The following is a 20,399-nucleotide window of genomic DNA, read 5'->3' on the forward strand; positions in this document are numbered from 1 at the left end:
AAATGCTGGCTCATTCGTCGTGGCGGTAAATTGACAATTGTTTGAAGGGGATGCTCATCGCCAGGCAACGTCGCCTAGAAAGATGTACCCTGCGCCGTAGATAGTTTTGATCAGGCGCGGATTTTTTGGGTCCTCTCCCAATTTTGTCCGCAACCGTGAGATACGTACATCCATCGCTCTATCAAAGCTGTCACCAGCGCCACCACCTAAAATCTCTTGCATACGGGCCCGACTGATAAGGCGTTTGGGACTTTCGAGGAAGAGGCGCAGAACCTCACCTTCGGCGTGGCTGAATGGTGTTTCCGCACCATTTTCATCAATCAGAACGTATCGGTCAAAATGCGCGGTCCATCCGTTGAATTCGGCGGCATCTGAGTTTTGCACAGCAGGACCAGTAGACCGCAAGCGGGCGCGAACACGCGCAATGACCTCTGCGGGGTCGAAAGGTTTGGTTATGTAGTCGTCCGCCCCAAGTTCGAGCCCTGTCACTCGATCCTGCACCTGTGCCCGGCCCGAGATGATAATGACAGCGGCACCCTGCTCGAGCGCAAGGCGATGTACCAGTGCCAGTCCATCAGTATCAGGTAGCGACAAATCCACAAGGCAGACATCTGGCGTGACCCGCTTCAACGACGCTTCGAATTCACGCGCGCGCGCAAAGCTTTGGGTTCGAAAACCCGCATCTTCGAGAGCGCCTGTCAAAATGTGCCGTATTTCAGGTTCATCATCAAGAATGGTCACCAATGGTTGTGTCATCTACGCGGCCTCGGTACGGATCAGAGCGGAAAGCTGCTCTGGTGTGAAAGGTTTGCTCAGGACAGGCGCGCGTTTCAGCGCTTGATGATGCAACGGATCGGAAATCGGTAGGGATGTCATCAGGATGCAAGGCAAAGCACCACTCAGATGGTCGACGATATCGATACCGGTGCCTTCACCCTCAAGCCGGATGTCTGATAGCACCAGCGTGATATCTTCAATATCGGACGTCAAAGTAAGTGCTTCTTCAACCGAGCTCGCTTCGATGACGGAACAGCCCAATCCAATCAGAATTTCCCGAAATTGGCTGCGCAATTCATCGTTGTCCTCAACCAAAAGTACAAGACCCGCCTGAGAGGGCGGCGCTGGTCGGAAAGGCAGGCGAATTACGACCGATGCACCAGAAGGAGTGTTCCGTAAATTCAGATCGCCCCCGGCGAGCTTTACGGTGTCATAAACCATCGGAAGCCCCAGCCCCGATCCATCGCTGCCTTTGGTGGTAAAGAATGGATTTAATGCTTGCTCCAGCGCCTCCGGAGTAAAGCCTGACCCCGTGTCCGAGACCGTAATCTCGATCCAAATGGTTCCGATCGCATGCACACTAATGGTAATTTGACCGGACGTACCACAGGCGTCTCGGGCATTCAGCACGAGATTTAGTAGAGCATCCTGCACCATACCTGGATCAAGCATCAACGGCTTATTGGGCAAAGTATTTACGACCGACAGTCCCATTCCGCGCGGTAAGGAAGGTGTGGCCAGAATGCGCAAATCCTCGAGTAGCCCGCGCATATCCGTCGCCTGTGGTTGGGGCGTGCGATTGCCAGTCATGTCTGCGATGCGGTTCAACAATTGCCCGCCTCGCCGTGCGGTCTGCTGCGTGGCTGATACAAGCTGACCTGCCTCGACAGGCAAATCCATCTTCTCAAGTCGCGCCTGCATACCCAATATGATGGTCAACAAATTCGAAAAGTCATGGGCGAGCCCGCTGGTCATTTGCGCCGCCATCGCTCTGCGTCGCGTTTGCTGAAGGGCGACACGAGCTTGTGTCTCTTCGGTAATATCCACCGACATGACATAAACGCCACCAGCTTTGTCTGGCGTGAAGGACACGCGAATGCGGCGCGAATCCTGATCCTCGGTAAACTCAAAAACCGAAGGTTGGCCGCCATACGCCTGTTCCAGATGCGGTTTTACCCGATCATAGGCCGATTGCCCCAAGGCCTTTGATATGTGAAGGCCCAGAATGTCAGACGGGCGGCCGGGCATAACCGAACTGAGGCGGCGGTTTGAGTAATCGTATCGACCATCAGTATCCAGATGCGCGATATGAGCCGGCATCATCTCGGTTGTCATCCGCGTGCGCGCCTCGATCTCGGTCAGTTGACGCTTGGCTTCTTCCAAAGCGGTAATGGTTGCTGCAAGTTTGCGGTTGGTTGCGGAAAGCTCTTCGGCGTGTCCTAAAAGTTGACCGGACAGTTCTTCCGAACGACTGCGTAGCAATTCTTCGACCTGTTTGGTGCGCGTAATGTCTGTGTAAACAGCCACCCAACCACCATTCGGCAAGGGTGCACCTTCGACCGAGATCACCTGGCCATTGGGTCGAGTACGCTCCATGTAGTGTGGCTCGAACGCCAACGCCTGAGCAACGCGGGTCTCAACCATTTCGGCGACATCACCGTCCGGGCCGTACTCGCCACGGCTGGCGAGAAAGTGAATGGTGTCGTGGAACAATGCACCTGATTCGACAAGTTCATCCGGCAATCCGAACATTTCCTGAAATCTCAAATTGCTGACTACAAGACGCAACTGACTGTCATAGATCGACAGCGCTTGACCGATCAGGTTCAGGCCAGCCGTTGTCATCGCCTTAATGCGTTGTTCGGATATCTCCAAATTCATCCTCCCCTGCGCCTATGGGTAACACCAGTTCAGGCACAGGTGTAGGGAATTTGATCTAGCCATGCAGCGGCAAATTGTTCGCGGCACGGTAGGCCTGCACGTAACCCCGCGCAACTGATCGAACGGCTGTTCCGATCTGCGAATAGGCTTCATCCGGCAGGTTGGCGAAGGACACGCGAGCGGACCATCCGGGTGCATCAAATCCGCTGCCGTTCAGCAAAACTATGCCATAGTCTTCGGCCAGCTTGAATGCGATATCCAACGGGTGAACATTCTGCTTAATCCATGCCACGACATCTTCGCCGACATATTTTCGCAGCCAGTATTCAAAGTCGATGATGCCGTAATATGCGTCGTAGTGCTCACCTGCCTGCACCTCGATCCCCATCGCTTCGGTCAGGAGTTTAAAACGGCGATGAACCAGTTCCATGCAGGCGGTCTGATAGATTTTCTTGCTATCGACCAATTCGCACAGCGAAAACAGAGTCATCATAACCTGCTGCGGCAGTGATAGACCCGCCGTGTGGTTTAGAGCGACATCGCGACTATCGGCCACTAACCGGTCAATAAAGCGGATATCCCGTGGCGTCAGGCTGAGTGTGCCATAGCGCTTGTCCAAGGCCTGTTTGATCTCGTCCGGATGATCCGCCAGTTTCAGATCGAAGATATTGTCTTGCGCTACGGCAATCACACCAAGCCGCCAGCCGGTGCAGCCAAAATACTTCGAATAGGAATATACTCCGATCGTATTGCGCGGCAGATGGCCCATGACCGAGGTAAAATCATGCACAAAGGTGCCGTAGACATCATCTGTCAGCACGATCAAGTCAGGACGTTGATTTTCCACTAAATCCGCCAACTTGCGCAACGAAGCGGTGTTGAGCGCAACTGAAGACGGATTACCGGGATTGACCAGAAAGAACGCCTTTACTTTGGGATCTTTCAACTTTTCCACAGCGTCGTCGGTCAGTTGGAACCCGTCTTCCTCGTCGGTGTCCACATGGACAGATTCAAGGCTGTAGTCATCCAGCTCTGGCATTTCCAGATAGGGGGTGAATATCGGTGTGCACAGTGCAATCGTGTCGCCGGGGTTCAGCAGCCGATTGGCTTTCAGCGACTTGAAGATGTAGCACATCGCCGCCGTACCGCCTTCGACTGCGAACAGATCGAACTGAGCGTCAGGCCGGTGACCCCGGCACATGGACCACATCAGGTACTCATGGGCGATGGCGGCATTGTGTTTTAGAATGCGGTCGGGGACCGGATAGTTGTCACCGATGATCGAATCCGTCAGCTCATGCACAAACTCATTCGCATCGAAATCAAATGCGGAAATGGCATGCGCCACGACCTCAAGCAGCGTGTCGACGCCCGGTGTTTCAGAATGATCAGACGCCCAACTCTGCAGCCGTTCATGGCAGCCTTTCTGCGCAGGCATTCCGCCTAAACCAGCAGGATGGTCCATCATGCGTTTGGATTCAGTTATTGCAAATTGACCAAGGGCAAAGAACGCTTCGCGTGGGCGGGTGGCGACCCAGTTGGGATTGCCTCGTCCTGCATTCAGAAAGGCGCTGTTGGCCTTGTGCGCCTCAGCCGATGCCAGTTTGATCAGCTCATCTTTGATCTGAAACGGGCTGAGTGCTTCGTAATCGTGCAGCGTTACTCTATCCATAACGTGAACCTCTCTAAATCAGCTTAAGATCAAAACAACGACCATACCGAAGATGGTCAGCAATGTGTTCCCGATCGCATACGGCATTCCGTAGCCGAGCGCCGGGATGCGACTTTGAGCGGCTTCCTGGATCATACCCAATGCGGCAGTGGTGGTCCGAGCGCCGGCACAGGCGCCGAACAAGATCGCAGGGTGAAATTTGAACACGTAGTGCCCGACATAGACCGCAAAGATCATCGGCAACGAAGTCGCGACGATCCCCCACAGCAACAGCGCAATACCAGCCTGTTGCAGCCCCGCGACAAATCCCGGCCCTGCGGTGATCCCGATCACCGCGATAAAGACGTTCAGACCCAGCGTGTTCATCAACCAGAGCGCCGGGCCAGGTATTCGGCCAAATGTCGGATGGACAGTGCGCAGCCAGCCCAGCACCAGCCCAGCCAGTAGCGCGCCTCCGGTGGTGGAAAGGCTGATCGGAAAACCGCCCATTATGACTGACAGAGTTCCGATGATCCCACCGATGAATATGCCCCAACCCACAAAGGCCAGATCCGTGGTGTCTACCGGGCGGTCTGCATAGCCGATCTGGGCAACTGCGGCCTCAACGTGCCGCTTGCTGCCCTGAATTGTGACGATGTCACCTCGATGCACAACGGTGCCTGGCAGCAGCGGCAAATCCTGCATGTTGCGCATCAGTTTCGAGACATAAATGCCCCGCGCGATCGACAATTTGCTTAGTTCTTCAAGCGTCTTGTTATGCACCTCTTTGCTGGTGATCAGCACATCCAGCTTTTCCGATGGAATACTCAGTAGATCAGGCGCATCAGCTTCTGTGAGGTTGGTCTCAAGCAACCCCACCAGATCAGCGCGGCGGCCTGAGAACATCACGATATCTCCGGCTTGCAATACGGTGTTATCGTCTACCTCAATGATCTTCCCGTCGCGTCTAAGGCGTTCGGCATAGATGCGGATACCGGGCATCAGATCTTTGACGGGTTGCCCCAGCAGATCGCTACGCTCTGGGATCTCGAAGGCTCGCGCCTCGATCGCGCGATAAGCTGAGACGATGCCATCACCGGTTTCCACCGACGTCGTGCCACCCAACTTGGCCTCGTACTCCTTACAGGCCGCAACCAGATCAACACCGATCAGGCGCGGACCGATTTTGGCCAGAATGATGGCCGACCCGATAGTGCCGTAGATATAGGTCACCGCATAGGCGATCGGAATCTGGTTAGCATAGGTCTTGGCCTGTTCCGCAGACAGGCCTAGCTGACCGATCTGGTCAGTGGCAACTCCAATCGCCGCCGAAATCGTCTGCGATCCGGCATAAAGCCCCGCTGCATAGCCAAGCTCTAGCCCCGCCACCTTGGCTGCGATGATCGGAATAACAAGGCAAAGCGCGAGCACGCTGAGCGCAAAGAGCACCTCGCGTGCGCCGTCTGCCTTCAAACCGCGAATGAACTGCGGTCCGACTCCGTAGCCCACGGCAAAAATAAACATAATGAAGAATGTCGATTTAACGGCCGAGTCGATGTCAATCTGGGCTTGCCCAATCACCACAGCCGCCAGCAACGTTGCGGTGACTGTGCCCAGGCTGAATCCCATCACCTTCCACGGGCCGACTAAGAAACCGATACCGATCGACAAAAATACCGCCAGCTCAGGATAATTCTGTAGAATATTCACCAACCAATCGACCATCATCCACCTCTCAGTTCGTGCGCAATAGGCATGTGGTGCAAGCGTCGGTGGCGAGGCAGAAATGCGCCCTGCAAGCTAATCTATTTGCCGACCAAGCCGCACGTTCGACAAAATCAACCACAACTTGAAATTTCCAGCACACGATACCTCAAGAAGGATATTTGTCCATAATTATCTGAATATTAACCTGTTTTGCTCCCGCGCGCCTATCAATATCCTTTGAGGTTTGGCCAGCAGAATCTTGGTAATCAAATGACGGGTTTTGACCAATTGGACTGTTTCTGTAGCAATCTTCGCCCCGAATTTCACTGTCGCACACTCGCCATGCGTGAGGGTAAAATCTTAGCTTGATTGAACAAATCCATTGCAGGTCCCCAGTGTTTGCCATCACATACGGCTATGACACGGCCGACGATAAATTCTGAGACGAGCGCAACCGGCGTTTGCATACGGATATCGGGGGACTTGCGCACGCAATCGTTGGATCGTGTTGAAGGGGATTTTGCGGTTCTTACGCCCAACGGGCAAGATGCTACGATAGACATGTCACAAGTCGAGTCTTTGGATACCGGAGGGGCATGGCTTGTTGCCAACCTCGTACGACGGATGAGTTCCAATGGGGCCCAGGTTCGGCTTGAAGGGGTGGCCCCAGCGCATTCTTCGTTGATCGAGACGGTATCGCACAACATACCCGATGCGGCCGGAGAGGAGCTGCCGCCGCAGGGTTTTGTGAACTGGGTTGCTCGGGTCGGTCAAAAGACTTTTGGTGCCTGGCAGGACACGTTGTCGATCGTCGGCTTCCTGGGCCTTACCCTGCATCGCTTGGTTCGAACTTTGATCATGCCCTGGCGGTTGCGGCGTGCTGCTTTGTTCTCGCAGATGGAGCAGGTCGGCTTCAAAGCTCTGCCGATCGTTTCCTTGATGGGCTTTTTGATTGGGGTTGTCTTAGCGTTCCAGGGCGCGACTCAGTTAAAACAGTTTGGGGCCGAGATCTTTGTAGTGGAGCTGATCTCAATCTCTATCCTGCGAGAGCTGGGTATCCTGCTAACCGCGATTATAGTCGCAGGCCGTTCTGGATCGGCCTTTACCGCCTCAATCGGCTCCATGAAGGTGCAGGAAGAAATTGATGCGATGCGGACACTCGGGCTTGACCCGATCGAAGTTCTCGTCATCCCGCGTGTCGTAGCCTTGCTTATCATGCTGCCAATCCTGGGCTTTGTGGCCGACATGGCAGGTTTAATCGGTGGCGCTTTGATGAGTTGGATCGACCTTGGAGTGAGCCCTGGCATGTTCCTGACCCGGTTGAAGGAAAATACTGGGGTGGCACAACTTGCCGTTGGAATGATCAAAGCTCCTTTCTTCGCGTTGGTGATCGGAGTTATTGCCTGCTGGCAAGCCATGCAGGTCAAAGGCTCATCCGAAAGTGTTGGTCAGCGGACGACGGCCTCGGTCGTGCAATCGATCTTCATGGTAATTGCGATAGACGCGCTGTTCTCGATCTTTTTCTCAGAAATGGGGATATGAGATGGATGGGGCCGCGCTGCAAAACAAAACCCAATCCGATACGAAACGTGAAGCCGTTATTCGTGTGCGCCATCTGACCAATCAGTTTGGAGATCAAGTGGTCCATGACAATCTTGATCTGGATGTCTGGCGTGGTGAAGTTCTGGGTGTGGTCGGCGGCTCGGGCACCGGTAAGTCGGTGCTATTGCGCACGATCGTTGGGTTGAACAAGCCTAAGTCGGGCAGCATCGAAGTTCTGGGCGTTGATGTCCTCAACGGCCCCGAAGAAGAGCGTCAGCGCATCGAAAAAAGCTGGGGTGTCGCCTTTCAGGACGGAGCGCTGTTTTCCTCGCTGACCGTGCTGCAAAACGTGATGGCGCCTCTGCGTGAACATACCGGCATAAGTGAAAAACTGATGGCCGCGCTTGGGGGACTTAAGATCAGTCTGGTCGGACTACCTCAGCCAAGTTGCAGCAAATTCCCCTCGGAACTGTCCGGGGGTATGCGAAAACGCGCCGCGTTGGCCCGCGCCCTGTCGTTGGATCCCGAAATCGTGTTTCTGGACGAACCAACCGCTGGGTTGGACCCGATCGGGGCTGCCGCTTATGATGAATTGATTGGTGAACTTCAGCACGCGCTTGGTCTGACTGTGTTCATGGTGACGCATGATCTGGACAGTTTATACGCCATTTGTGACCGCATCGCTGTACTTGCGGAAAAGCGTGTGCTGGTTGAAGGTCCGATAGAAGAGATGACCAAGGTCGACCATCCTTGGGTTCAGGAATATTTCACAGGCCCCCGCGCCCGTGCGGCACAACAGAAGGGGCAAGACAGGTAGAGGCGATGGAGACCCGAGCGAATTATATCCTGATTGGTGCGTTCACCTTGGCAGGCATTCTTGGTGCCTTCGGGTTCTTCCTATGGCTCGCCAAATTCGAAGTAACCCGTCAATACGCTTACTATGATGTTTTGTTCGACAATGTTTCGGGCCTGTCTGCCGCCGGTGGCGTGAACTATAACGGCTTGCCGGTGGGACAGGTAATTTCCCTGGATCTGGACAAAGATGACCCCTCGAAAGTAAGGGTTCGACTTGAGATTGATGCAGGCATCCCCGTCACCAAGGAAACCATCGCGCAATTGCAGTCTCTGGGCGTCACCGGCGTGGCATATGTTGAGTTGTCCGGTGGATCACCAACCGCACAGAAATTGCCCCAGAACAGCGTCATCACAAGTAAGCGCAGCTCGATCCAGTCCTTACTGGAAGGCGCACCAGAGGTTCTGGAAAAGGCGGTCACCCTGCTGGAGAACCTCAATTCCGTTGTAGATGAGAGCAATCGCAAGGCGGTGTCGGATATCCTGAACAATCTGGCGGAAGCGTCGGGCAAACTGGATAAAACACTGACGGATTTCCAGTCGCTTTCGTCGGATCTGGGCGGTGCCGCTAAAGATGTTGGCGAATTCACCAAGAGATTGGATACGTTAGCGAACACGGCCGAAACAACGTTGAGCACAGGAACCGATACGCTCAAGAGCATCAAAGAGACGTCAGAAACTGCCAAAACAACTCTCGAGACTGCAAACACCGCCATTGCCAGCGCTGAAAACGTAATTCAGGAGGAGATTCGACCATTTATCGAGCGGGGTTCAATCCTTGCCGAAAGGCTGACCCGACTGTCAGATGAGGGCAGCCTGACACTTGGCGTGATAAGTGAAACTGTTCTGAACGCAAACACGACCCTTGAATCGGTTACATCCACGATGAACTCGGCCAAAGGGGCGCTAGACTCGGCCGAGCGAGCATTCGACTCGGCCAATCGCGTGATGGACGAGGATATATCTCCGGTCGCAGCCGATGTAAGTAAGGCAGCCAATCAAGTCGCGGAAACCGTTTCGAACATAACCGAAAAAATCGACGAAATATCAGACGACGTCCTGAGCGCTTCTAAATCGGCGTCAGATCTGTTGGGTACGATCGATGGCGTCGTTCAGGATAACCGCCGTCAGGTCTCGGATTTCTTGCGCGTTGGCTTGCCTCAGTTTATCCGCTTCATCGAGGAATCGCAGCGTCTGGTGATTAGTCTCGACCGACTGGTCGACAAGGTCGAACGCGACCCCGCCCGCTTTTTGTTAGGCACCCAAGCATCGGAGTTTCGTCAATGATACGGCCCTTAACACTGTCTCTGATATTGGCCGCAATGACGGGTTGCACCGGCCTAGGAACGCTGCGGCAAGCCTCAAAGCCCAACGATCTTTATTTGCTAACCCCAAAGAGCACGTTTTCGTCTTCACTGCCGCGCATACAGAAACAGATCGTTGTTGAGGAACCCACAGCGACGGCAGCAGTAAACACCGATCAGATCGCCGTTCAGCCAACCTTGCTGCAAGTTCAATACTTACCTCGGGCCCGTTGGGTGGATCGTGCGCCATTGATCGTTCAGGCGCTGATGGTCGAAAGCTATGAAAACTCCGGCAAGGTTGCGGCCGTGGGGCGATCGACGGTTGGCCTGCGGGCTGATTATGTGATTGCACCCGATTTGCGCGAGTTTCAGGGCATAGTCGTCAGCGAAACCGGAGACTCAAAAACGGTGCGCGTGGAAGTTCGCATCAACATCAAAATCATCGATGAGTACGAGGACAAGATTATCGCCTCCAGCTCGTTCAGGGAAAACGTAATGGCCACGACTGATCAGACCCCTGATCTAGTCGAAGCATTTGATGTGGCTTTGGGCCGGACCATGCGGGATGCGGTTGAATGGAGTATCCGCAAAATTAATACTCACGTGCAGAACAACCCACGATCAAGCCCAAGCTAGGGGTTGTCAGAACTGGCTGGCCGAAGCTGCCTGCCAGTCCGCAGCATATTCCTGCGGCACGGTTTTGCCCAGCAATGCGTTTTCTTCCAGAAAGCTGTAAAGCTCAGCGTAAGATCGTTCTCCCTCATCTGCCATGCGACGGAGGATATCGCTGGGTCGCAATTCAGAAACCTTGGCTTTGCCCATAGCCCCCAAGATCTCGCGGAAGCTTTCCAATGTCGCGTCATGGAACCGGTGCACACGCTGACGTTTCTGCGGCACGTTTACCGCTCGGCCCCGGATCGGATCCTGCGTCGCCACGCCCGAAGGGCACCGATTGGTATTGCAATGCAGTGCTTGAATGCACCCAACGGCAAACATCATCGCCCGCGCCGCGTTGCACATATCAGCACCCAAGGCCATTTTCTCGACCATGTCGAAACCCGTCGCAACCTTGCCCGAGCAAATCACGCGCACCTTGTCGCGCACTCCAATCCCACGCAGGCAATTGTTTACAAAGATCAACCCTTCGTTCAGGGGCATCCCCAGACGGTTGGTAAATTCAACCGGCGCCGCGCCGGTCCCTCCTTCCGCACCATCAACGGTAATAAAATCGGGCAGTATGCCGGTTTCCAACATGGCTTTACAGATCGCCATGAATTCCGAAGGTTGGCCGATGCACAATTTGAAGCCAATCGGCTTACCGCCAGACATTTCCCGCAGATGCTGAACAAACTGCATCAACCCTGTCGGCCCATCGAACGCCGAGTGTATTGGGGGTGAAATTACATCCTGATGCACAGGAACGCCTCGGATTTCCGCGATTTCCTCGTCCACTTTTGCGGCCGGCAATACCCCTCCATGAGACGGTTTTGCCCCTTGTGAAAGTTTAATCTCGATTGCCTTCACCACATCCATTTTGGCTTTTTCGGCGAATTTGTCCTTGTCGAACCCCCCTTCGGCGGTGCGACATCCAAAATACCCTGTTCCGATTTGCCAGATGATGTCACCACCTTCGGCCAGATGGTGCGGGGACAGCCCTCCTTCGCCGGTATTATGTGCAAACCCACCATCCTTGGCGCCACCGTTCAGTGCCCGGATCGCGTTTGCGCTGAGTGCACCAAAGCTCATCGCTGAAACATTCAGGCGCGAAGCGTTATAGGGTTTGTCGCACTGAGGCCCGCCAAGCATAATCCGCTCCTCACTTTCATCGACATGTTTTGGCGAAAGTGAATGATTTGAACGATGATAACCGACACTCAGTATGTCGTACTGGGTCCCGAATGCCTGCGTATCCACCTGCCCTTTAGCGCGGGAATAGACCAGACTGCGGATAATCCGATTGAAAGGTCGACCACTTTCGTTGGTTTCCACAAAATACTGCCGGATTTCGGGGCTGACAAATTCCAGCATATAGCGGAAGTGGCCGAGAACGGGATAGTTATTCAATACGTTATGCTTGGTCGTCAGCATATCGTACATTCCTACAATCGCGTACGGGATCAGAATGACCAACAGCCAATTCGCAGGGGACCAGAAATACCCCAACAATAGGGTAAGTGGCAGGACCACAAAGCTGAGCACATAATATAGTCTGCGAACAATCATCCCTGACCTCCCTGGGTGGCGTAAAGAGCTGTGTATCCTCGGCTGGATCGTGGGCGCGAAGCCCGGCAGATGTTTTTAAACGTGAACCAGATTCAACTGAATTTGCAAGACCTTGCTAATCGGTCGTTAGTAACGGTTGAGTTAGCAAGGGCAGTTGATCGGTCCATTCGCAATCTATATGCGGGATAAGACACAGGTAAGAGCGGGATCAATCTAAGTGTCACAAACTGCACCTGCCCTCAGGCGTAGTGCCAAGATGTACGCAGCCGTCTTTGTTGGTGGCGCTGCGGGTTCGCTGCTGCGCGAACTGTTCACGGTGCCGATACCCGGTGCTCCATTCCTGACAGAGACGTTCGGTATTAACATTGTGGCCTGCTTCATCCTTGGCTGGCTTTATTCTATCCGCCACAAAGTTCATGCACATGTGCTGCACTTGGGTGCTGTTGGGTTTTGTGGCGGCCTTTCTACTTTTTCTTCATTTGTAGCCGAGTTGGAGCGTTTGGCCGAAACCACCGGTTGGTACGTCATCACCGCCTTAGGGGCAGAAATCGCAATTGGCTTAACTGTAGCGGCTTTGGGTGAAGCGTTGGGTCGAAAGTATTTGCCTTGGAGGCATCCAGAATGAACGACCTGCATCTGCACGTCATGTTTGCGCTGGGAGGAGGAGCAGGTGCCGTACTGCGCCACTGGTTGACGCTTCAGGTGACCCACGATCTGCCTTACGCTACACTCATTGTGAATGTGGCAGGCAGCCTGTTGCTTGGTCTCTGGGTTGGTTATCTCGGCGGGGAAATCGAAATGAGCGAGCAACAGAACCGATTGGTATTCGGCTTTTGCGGTGGCTTCACAACGTTTTCCAGCTTTGCTTATCAGTCACTGCAGTTGAACCGTGAAAGAACCATCGCGTTCGCAGCTGGCAACATTATTCTCAGTCTGGTATTATGCTGGATCGCGCTTTGGTTAGGATTGGTCCTGATGGCCTGACCAATCGAGTTACCGGTTATGGAACCAATGATAGTGGTGCGAAGAACCATTCCTGATGCGGCTACAAGCGGGTCAGGGCTTGGCGGATCACATCATCTGCATGTGCATCCGAATGGCCAAATTACCTAGAATCCAGACCGTCCCGCCGATGATAATCAATAAGACCAGCGTTGAGAAAAGGATCAGGTCCAGATCCTCTCGGCTGTTGCGCCGCCTGTCGATATGAAGAAAGTACACCAACTGCACAACCAACTGTGCCAAGCCCAGTAGGCCGATGCAAAGATAGACCCCTTTGGTTTCAATCCCGTATCGGTGAGCGATTAAGAAGACCGCCAGCGTCAGCAGAAGAGACCCACCATATCCGATAACATATCGGCGACGCTCTCGCTTGTGCAGGTCAGCGCGTCTATCCATAGGTCAGCCCTCCGAAATACACAATTGTGATGATGCCGACCCAGATCAGATCAAGAAAGTGCCAGAACAATGCCAGTCGCACCATACGGGACATCAGCAAGTCAGTTAGTCCGAACATTCTTAGCTGAATGCCCAAGACGATCAGCCACAGGCACCCCGACGCGACATGCAGACCGTGCAGTGGCACAAGGCCATAGAAAGCCGACAAAAATCCGCTGCGCTGAGGGATACCGCCCTGGGCTACCATGTTCAGAAAATCGCGGATCTCCAGAACCAGAAAGCTAAGCCCCAGCACCAGTGTTACCCCAAACCACAGAACGATCCGCGCCCGCGGCAAGTTGTATTTCAACGCCAGCATCGCCAGCCCTACGGTCAGACTGCTGGTCAACAATATCAGGGTTTGAGCAAAGATGCTTTTCAGATCAAACAATTCATGTGGTCCGGGCCCACCGGCCTGTGCATCAATCATCGTGATGTAGATCGCGAACATCAGGCCGAAATAAACCAGATCGCTCATAAGAAAGACCCAGAAGCCAAAAGTGACAACTTCGGTGGCTTTGTGGGCGCTTGCATGGCCATCGCCAAGGTTGATGCCCGGATAGCTTTGCGTGGGTGCGCGCCTCATGTCACGGCCTCCATATCCGGGTGTGCGAGACCGCGATTTTCTGGGGCGATTTCATAATCGCGATCCACTGCTGCAGTGCTATGGACAAGGTCCAGCCAAGCTTCATGGTCTTTGCGGACCTCTTCGGCAGGAATGATGATTTCGGTGCTGGTATCAAAGCTCCAGATGATAATTGCCAGGATGATAGCAAACGTCATCAGGAGCGCCAGCCACCAAATCCACCAAACCAGCGCGAACATCCAGACACCGCTGAGCACACAGAGTATGAACCCGATGCCGGTATTGCGCGGCATCTCGATATCTTCATAGACTTCAGGTTTTGGATAAGCTGCGGCACGCACTTTGGCGGCGGCAAAGTTGTCGCGGTCGGTGATCTCCGGGATAATGGCAAAGTTGTAGGGCGGTGGCGGAGACGGAATCGACCATTCCAGTGTACGCCCATCCCACGGATCACCTATCGGAGCACGGGTTTGTTCACGATCCCGGATGCTGACCCATAGTTGGATAAGGATCGAGAACAACCCGCAGGTAATGACTAACGCACCGATTACGGCAATGATCATGTAGGGGTGAAAGCTCGGGTCCTCCCAACTGTAGGAGCGGCGCGGCATGCCCATCAAACCAACAAAGTAAAGCGGCATGAAGGTCAGCAGGAATCCCACGGTCCAGAAAACGACCGAGACGCGCCCCCAGAACTCGCTGAGGCGAAAACCGAAGGCTTTCGGGAACCAGTAGTTATAGCCCGCGAGCAGCGCAAACAGCACTCCGGGCAAAAGGACGTTGTGGAAATGCGCCACAAGGAACAACGTGTTGTGGACCTGATAGTCAATCGTCGGATTGGCCAGGATTACCCCGCTAAGGCCACCAATCACGAACAGCATCAAAAAGGCCAGACCATAGAGCATCGGAACGGAAAACCGTATCCGCCCGCGATAGAGCGTGGCCATCCAGTCATAGACTTTCACACCGGTTGGGATCGCGATCAGCATCGTCGCAATGCCGAATACCGCGTTGATCAGCGCGCTTTGGCCCATGGTGAAGAAATGATGCAGCCATACTGTGAAAGACAATACTGCAATCGACATCGTGGCAATGACCAGCGAGTTATAGCCATAGAGACGCTTGGCCGAAAAAGTGGCAAAGACTTCGGAATAGATGCCATAAGCAGGCAGGACCAGCAGATAGACCTCTGGGTGACCGAACAGCCAAAACAGGTTGGCATAGTTCATCATGTTTCCACCAAGATCATTGGTGAAGAAATGGAAATCTAGATACCGATCAGCAGCCAGCAACAGCGCAGCCACGCCAAGGGGCGGCATGGCAAAGACGATCAGGATTGAGCTACAGATGATCGTCCAGCAATACATCGGCAGCCGCATAAATTTCATCCCTGGTGCACGCAGCTTGTAAATTGTAACGGCAAAATTGATACCAGTGAGAGTGGTGCCTACGCCCGAGACAACAATGGCCCAAATCCAATAATCCGGCCCGACGCCGGGATTGAACGCGGCGCCTGTGTAGGGCGGATATGCGGTCCAACCTCCGGTCGAAAACTCGCCAACCACCAGCGAGACCATCAACATCATGCCGGAAGATACCGTCAGGCCAAGGCTGATTTGGTTCATAACCGGAAATGCAACGTCCCGCGCACCGATCATCAACGGAACCAGATAGTTTGCCACTCCAAAGACAAAGGGGACGGCAACGAAGAAGATCATGATGGTGCCGTGGGTGCTGAATAGCTCGGCGAAATGTTCGGGCTCCAGAAATCCGTCTCCCGGCCCTGCCGCCTGTTGAGCCCGCATCACAACACCTTCCAACACGCCCCGTGCCAGCATGACGATGGCAAAGACGATATACATGATGCCGATTTTCTTGTGATCAGCGCTGGTCAACCAATCCCGCCAGAGAGGGCTCCAAAGGCGAAACCACGTTAGCAGGAACAGCACCGTCAAAACGCCCACTATCACTATTCCGGCCGCAGCGTTGGCGATGATTTCATTGGCATCGGGCGTCCGGATGAGCCCGATGATCGGCAACGCATCCCAGCTCAGGCGACCCAAAATGCCAGTCTCGACTGAAGTCATTGTTTTGCCTCCGACCCGAACGCAGTGGTGCCGGGTTGCTGGTCAAGGGCAAGAGGCTCACCGCTGTGATAACGATGCAGGATCGAGCGGAACAAATCACCTTCTTCCAGCGTAAAATAAAGCGCGTTCAGCGGCATGAGTTCGGTTCCTAACGCCGCCTGAACTTCGTCCCGATCCGTGCGCATGGCCAGTGTCTGATACGTGTCTTCTGTCAACGGAATACCATGCGCCCGGACGCTGGCAACCCAGGCCTCAAAATCCACGGGTTGCATAGCCTGCGTTAGAAACTTCTGCTTGGTGAACCCGCGACCATTATACTGCGTGTTCTCACCCTGCATCGTATTGGGCGTGTCGGCCACCACATGCAGTTGCGTTGTCATGCCAGGCATGGCGTAGATTTGCCCAGCCAATGCAGGGATCATAAACGATTGCATCACTGTGTCGGTCGTCAGCGTAATCGCGACCTGCTTTTTGATGGGGATGCCAAACTCTCCGACTGTAGCGATTCCAAGATCGGGATAGATGAACAACCATTTCCAATCGAGGCCAACCACCTGCACCCGCAAGGCAGGTTCCTCCCCGAAAGGGGCTGCATAGGGATCGAGACGGTATGTGGTTTTCCAAAGGTAGAATGACAGGATCGCCACAATCAGCACCGGTACACCCCACATCAATACCTCAAGCTTTGCAGAGAAATCCCAGTGTGGTTTGTAATATGCGTTTCCACCTTTACGTCGGCGATACCGATAGGCGACCAGCGGCACCAAGACCAAAACCGGGATCACCGCAATCAGAATCAGAGCGGTCGCTCGCAGAAGGTGCTTTTTTTGGATCTCGGCTATTGGCCCCTGTGGGTTGATGAAACTATCACTTGCCCCAGCTGCCTGCACTGTCAGCAACAGCGCAACTAGCGTCACCAGAGCGGACACTGCGATCGAAGACATCCGGGAAAAGGTCACGCCTGATGATCCTCTTACGGCGGGGGTTCCCGGCAACTATCGACAGAGTCACGGATTTTCTCAAGAACTTTTGCAATTTTGCTCCTAAAGGTGCTTGTTGACACCACGTCACGGGCGCGCAAGATCGGTTCCATGCGTTTCGTTTTCACTGTTCTCTTCCTGGTTGTTCTGGCAGCTCCTTTGTTGGCGCAGGATCGTGTTTTGGTTGAACGTCAGTTTCAGAGCTGGCTGCAACAAACCGTCTGGCCACAGGCAAAGGCAAAGGGTGTTTCCAAGCAAACTTTTCGGCAAGCTTTTGATGGGGTGAAACTAAATTGGGATCTGCCGGATCTGGTGCCACCGCGCAGCCCTCAAAAAACACCAAAGGTGCAGCGTCAAGCCGAGTTTGGCTCGCCGGGTCGGTATTTTAATGCCGGATCCGTACAGGGCGCCACGTCGGTCGGCCGTAAAATGGCCAGACGTCACGCAGAAACCCTGGCACGCGTTGAAGCTGAAACCGGTGTGCCAGCACGCATCATTCTGGCCATTTGGGGGCGCGAGAGTGGATATGGTCAGGTACCAATCCGCCACGATGCATTTCAGGTTCTTGGTACGAAAGGGTTCATGAGCACGCGCGCCGACTATTTCACCGCAGAACTGATCGCAGCACTGCAAATTGCCGAAGCGGGTCATGCGCAAGGAAGAGAACTAAAGAGCAGTTGGGCAGGAGCATTGGGTCAGCCACAATTCATGCCAACAAATTTTCTGACCTATGCGCGCGATGGCGACGGCGATGGCAGAGCGGATATCTGGGGTTCAGCCGTAGATACTATTGCGTCGATTGGAGCCTATCTTGAAGAGCACGGATGGATTGCGGATCGCGATTGGGGATTTGAGGTTAATCTGCCCAATACCGTTTCATGCGTCTTAGAGGGGCCTGATCAAGGGCGTCTTATCCGGGATTGGGCAGCAATGGGCGTCAGCCGTGTTTCCGGCAAACCTTTTCCAGCGCACGAACTGGCTGCCGAAGGTTATCTGATGATGCCCGCAGGTCGCAGCGGTCCGGCGTTCATCGTCACGCCTAATTTTTATGTCCTCAAAGACTATAATACCAGTGACCTCTACGCTTTGTTTGTGGGCCATGTCGGCGATCGCATCCAATACGGTGTTGGCGATTTTCGCGGGCGCTGGGGTGACGTCGGCAACCTCTATCGGTCGGATATCGCAACAATGCAGCAAGCGCTTGTTGAACAGGGTCATGATGTAGGCGGCATCGATGGTCTGCCTGGATATAAAACCCGGCGTTCGATCGGTCGCTGGCAAGCCGCATCAGGCCGTGCGCCGACATGTTTTCCAAATGACCGTTTAAAGGCAGCGCTGAAGCCCTGAATTCTGCCCTGATTCGCCATTTGCGCGTGTTGACGAAAACCCATTCGCCCTTTGCAATTTGTATGACTTCACGAAAATGTCACCAAAGCAAAGCGTTTCAGAATAATCTTTCGATGCTCCCTTACGTTACGGTTTCAATCGATCTTTGAGCCTTCAATGCGACTTAAAACTCTTTACCTTTCTCCAAAAACCAGCAGATTTTGCAGCAGTGAAAGAGAACTTTCGCAATCGGCTTTCCGACGCTGCCCAATGGAAATGGTCTGAAATTTGGACTCTGCCGCGATCTAGATCAAGGTGAACGCACGGCAATTGTCGGAGACACACAGGTAGATGGGTATCCGCTGCAATAGCAGGATAGCCCGACGCCACATAATAATGGGAGTAATCACATGCACAAAATTGTCCGTACTTCATTGGCGGGGCTGTTGTCCTCGACCATCATAACTGGCGCAGCAATCGCCGCAGGAACCCACCCCGAAACCGGCGAAGCGCTGGCGGATGATCAGACGTTTATCTATCGCATTCTGGATGAGCACAGCTCGGTCGACCCGCAAGTGGTTGAAGATGTGTCGGGCGCCGAAATCGTGCGCGACTTGTTCGAAGGTCTCATGAACCAGGACGAAGATGGTAATCTGGTCCCCGGCGTTGCCACCGAATACTCGGTCAATGACACCAAGGATGTGTATACGTTTACCCTCCGCGATAACGCGAAATGGTCAAACGGAGATCCGGTTACCGCAGGTGACTTCGTTTTTGCATGGAAACGTGCTGTCGATCCTGAGCTGTCATCGCCCTACGCGTGGTTCATGGAATTGATGTCGATTGAAAACGCGGCTGAGATCATTGCGGGTCAAAAATCAGTGGATGATCTGGGTGTCAAAGCCATTGACGACCACACTCTAGAAGTCACACTGAGCACGCCCCTCCCCTATTTCCCTCAGATGACCACGCATTCGACAACCTTCCCTGCGCCGCAGAAAGTGATTGAAGAATTCGGCGATGCATGGACTAAGCCGGAAAACATCGTATCGAACGGAGCCTATGTCCTGACCGAGCATCTGCCACAGGAACGTTCGGTGCGTGAGCGCAACGAGATGTACTGGGACAATGACAACACCATTATCGAAAAAGTTGTGGCATTGGTCATCAATGACGAGAATGTCGCCCTGACCCGCTACCTTGCGGGTGAGTTGGATCGCACCGAAGTTCCTGCCGGTCAGTTCCCGCGCCTGCAGCAGGAGCATCCGGATGAAGCCATCAGCTTCCCTCGTTTGTGCAACTATTACTATACCTTCAACGTCTCTGACAGCGGTCCCGAAGCGTTCAAGGACCCCAACGTCCGTCAGGCACTGTCCCTGGCCGTGGATCGCGCGATCATCACTGAAAAGGTGATGGCTGGTGGTCAGCCCCAGGCTTACACGTTCGCACCCGCCGCCACTGCCAACTTTACGGTTCCTGACGTGGAGATGGCTTCGATGAGCCAGGCTGAGCGCGATGAGCTTGCAAAAGAGTTGCTGGCAGGAGCGGGCTATGGTCCGGATAATCCGCTGAGCTTTGAGATGGTTTACAACACCTCAGAGGCGCACAAGAAAGTGGCCGTGGCACTCAGCCAGATGTGGAAACAGAAGCTGGGCGTCAATGCAGAGCTGGCAAACATGGAATGGAAAGTGTTCCTGGAAGAGCGCGGTAACCAGAACTTCGAACTGGCTCGCGGTGCATGGTGTGGCGACTATAACGAAGCCTCGACCTTCCTTGATCTGCTGCAATCGGATTCCGGTTACAACGACGGAAAGTACAACAACGCACGCGTTGATGAGCTACTGGCCGAAGCCAAAACTTCGGACGATCCGGCACCGCTTTATACCGAGGTAGAGCGGATTATTGCACAGGAAACTCCTGTAATCCCGATCTATCACTATGCAGGCGTTTACATGATGGACAGCGATGTAGGGAACTGGCCCGTCAACAACGTCGAGCAGAACTGGTATTCGAAGAACCTGTACAAGGTCGCCGAATAATCGCCAT

The 20,399-nt window shown here is 54.0% G+C and carries 17 protein-coding genes; 8 read left to right on the top strand and 9 right to left on the bottom strand.

Annotated features, from left to right (window positions below; genetic code table 11):
• Positions 1-54: 54 nt before the first annotated feature.
• Genes ACR0IU_RS07125 through aspT form a run of 4 tightly spaced genes read right to left on the bottom strand, consistent with a single transcriptional unit; the run spans position 55 to position 6,034 of the window.
• Positions 55-756, bottom strand: coding sequence for a response regulator transcription factor (locus tag ACR0IU_RS07125; RefSeq protein ID WP_170544146.1), 702 nt, complete (start codon positions 754-756; stop codon positions 55-57).
• Positions 757-2,658, bottom strand: coding sequence for a PAS-domain containing protein (locus ACR0IU_RS07130; protein ID WP_480715758.1), 1,902 nt, complete (start codon positions 2,656-2,658; stop codon positions 757-759). It lies immediately after the preceding gene.
• A gap of 55 nt (positions 2,659-2,713) precedes the next feature.
• Entirely contained in the window at positions 2,714-4,330 is a 1,617-nt protein-coding gene (locus tag ACR0IU_RS07135; RefSeq protein ID WP_480715759.1) for a bifunctional aspartate transaminase/aspartate 4-decarboxylase, read from the bottom strand.
• A gap of 18 nt (positions 4,331-4,348) precedes the next feature.
• Positions 4,349-6,034, bottom strand: coding sequence for an aspartate-alanine antiporter (aspT, locus tag ACR0IU_RS07140; protein WP_480715760.1), 1,686 nt, complete (start codon positions 6,032-6,034; stop codon positions 4,349-4,351).
• Positions 6,035-6,433: 399 nt separating this feature from the next.
• On the opposite strand from aspT, the gene ACR0IU_RS07145 reads away from it, so the two are divergent.
• From ACR0IU_RS07145 to ACR0IU_RS07160, 4 genes are read left to right on the top strand one after another with little or no spacing between them, the layout of a single operon-like run.
• Positions 6,434-7,558 (top strand): ABC transporter permease, encoded by a 1,125-nt coding sequence (locus ACR0IU_RS07145; protein WP_319544592.1) that lies wholly within the window; start codon positions 6,434-6,436, stop codon positions 7,556-7,558.
• 1 nt (position 7,559) lies between these two features.
• On the top strand, positions 7,560-8,375 hold the full coding sequence (locus ACR0IU_RS07150; RefSeq protein WP_480715761.1) for an ABC transporter ATP-binding protein: 816 nt from the start codon (positions 7,560-7,562) through the stop codon (positions 8,373-8,375).
• A gap of 5 nt (positions 8,376-8,380) precedes the next feature.
• On the top strand, positions 8,381-9,697 hold the full coding sequence (locus ACR0IU_RS07155; RefSeq protein WP_260026870.1) for an MlaD family protein: 1,317 nt from the start codon (positions 8,381-8,383) through the stop codon (positions 9,695-9,697).
• Positions 9,694-10,350 (top strand): ABC-type transport auxiliary lipoprotein family protein, encoded by a 657-nt coding sequence (locus ACR0IU_RS07160; RefSeq protein WP_010441473.1) that lies wholly within the window; start codon positions 9,694-9,696, stop codon positions 10,348-10,350. The genes ACR0IU_RS07155 and ACR0IU_RS07160 overlap by 4 nt, the downstream gene beginning before the upstream one ends.
• 6 nt (positions 10,351-10,356) lie before the next feature.
• Here ACR0IU_RS07160 and ACR0IU_RS07165 read toward each other — a convergent pair whose 3' ends face one another.
• Positions 10,357-11,937 (bottom strand): FMN-binding glutamate synthase family protein, encoded by a 1,581-nt coding sequence (locus ACR0IU_RS07165; protein WP_480715762.1) that lies wholly within the window; start codon positions 11,935-11,937, stop codon positions 10,357-10,359.
• Between the two features lie 256 nt (positions 11,938-12,193).
• On the opposite strand from ACR0IU_RS07165, the gene ACR0IU_RS07170 reads away from it, so the two are divergent.
• Both ACR0IU_RS07170 and crcB read left to right on the top strand, forming a co-directional pair.
• Positions 12,194-12,562 carry a fluoride efflux transporter FluC gene (locus tag ACR0IU_RS07170; RefSeq protein ID WP_480715763.1) on the top strand — a complete coding sequence of 123 codons (369 nt, stop codon included), beginning with the start codon at positions 12,194-12,196 and terminating at the stop codon, positions 12,560-12,562.
• A complete protein-coding gene (crcB, locus tag ACR0IU_RS07175) occupies positions 12,559-12,921 on the top strand; it encodes a fluoride efflux transporter CrcB (protein WP_010441479.1) in 363 nt (120 codons plus the stop codon). Before ACR0IU_RS07170 ends, crcB begins: the two co-directional genes overlap by 4 nt.
• Positions 12,922-13,008: 87 nt before the next feature.
• Here the strand turns inward: crcB and ACR0IU_RS07180 are convergent, their stop codons facing one another.
• From ACR0IU_RS07180 to ACR0IU_RS07195, 4 genes are read right to left on the bottom strand one after another with little or no spacing between them, the layout of a single operon-like run.
• Positions 13,009-13,335 carry a cytochrome o ubiquinol oxidase subunit IV gene (locus ACR0IU_RS07180; protein WP_480715764.1) on the bottom strand — a complete coding sequence of 109 codons (327 nt, stop codon included), beginning with the start codon at positions 13,333-13,335 and terminating at the stop codon, positions 13,009-13,011.
• Positions 13,328-13,960 carry a cytochrome c oxidase subunit 3 gene (locus tag ACR0IU_RS07185; protein ID WP_480715765.1) on the bottom strand — a complete coding sequence of 211 codons (633 nt, stop codon included), beginning with the start codon at positions 13,958-13,960 and terminating at the stop codon, positions 13,328-13,330. The genes ACR0IU_RS07180 and ACR0IU_RS07185 overlap by 8 nt, the downstream gene beginning before the upstream one ends.
• On the bottom strand, positions 13,957-16,047 hold the full coding sequence (locus ACR0IU_RS07190) for a cbb3-type cytochrome c oxidase subunit I (protein WP_480715766.1): 2,091 nt from the start codon (positions 16,045-16,047) through the stop codon (positions 13,957-13,959). The genes ACR0IU_RS07185 and ACR0IU_RS07190 overlap by 4 nt, the downstream gene beginning before the upstream one ends.
• The gene (locus ACR0IU_RS07195; protein ID WP_480715767.1) at positions 16,044-17,006 is read right to left on the bottom strand and encodes a cytochrome ubiquinol oxidase subunit II family protein; all 963 of its coding nucleotides are present in this window, start codon (positions 17,004-17,006) and stop codon (positions 16,044-16,046) included. The genes ACR0IU_RS07190 and ACR0IU_RS07195 overlap by 4 nt, the downstream gene beginning before the upstream one ends.
• Positions 17,007-17,138: 132 nt before the next feature.
• Between ACR0IU_RS07195 and ACR0IU_RS07200 the strand changes: the two genes are divergently transcribed.
• On the top strand, positions 17,139-18,374 hold the full coding sequence (locus tag ACR0IU_RS07200) for a lytic murein transglycosylase (protein ID WP_480715768.1): 1,236 nt from the start codon (positions 17,139-17,141) through the stop codon (positions 18,372-18,374).
• 389 nt (positions 18,375-18,763) lie between these two features.
• On the top strand, positions 18,764-20,392 hold the full coding sequence (locus ACR0IU_RS07205) for a peptide ABC transporter substrate-binding protein (RefSeq protein ID WP_480715769.1): 1,629 nt from the start codon (positions 18,764-18,766) through the stop codon (positions 20,390-20,392).
• Positions 20,393-20,399 lie beyond the last annotated feature (7 nt).

Source organism: Ruegeria sp. CL5 (assembly GCF_056536485.1).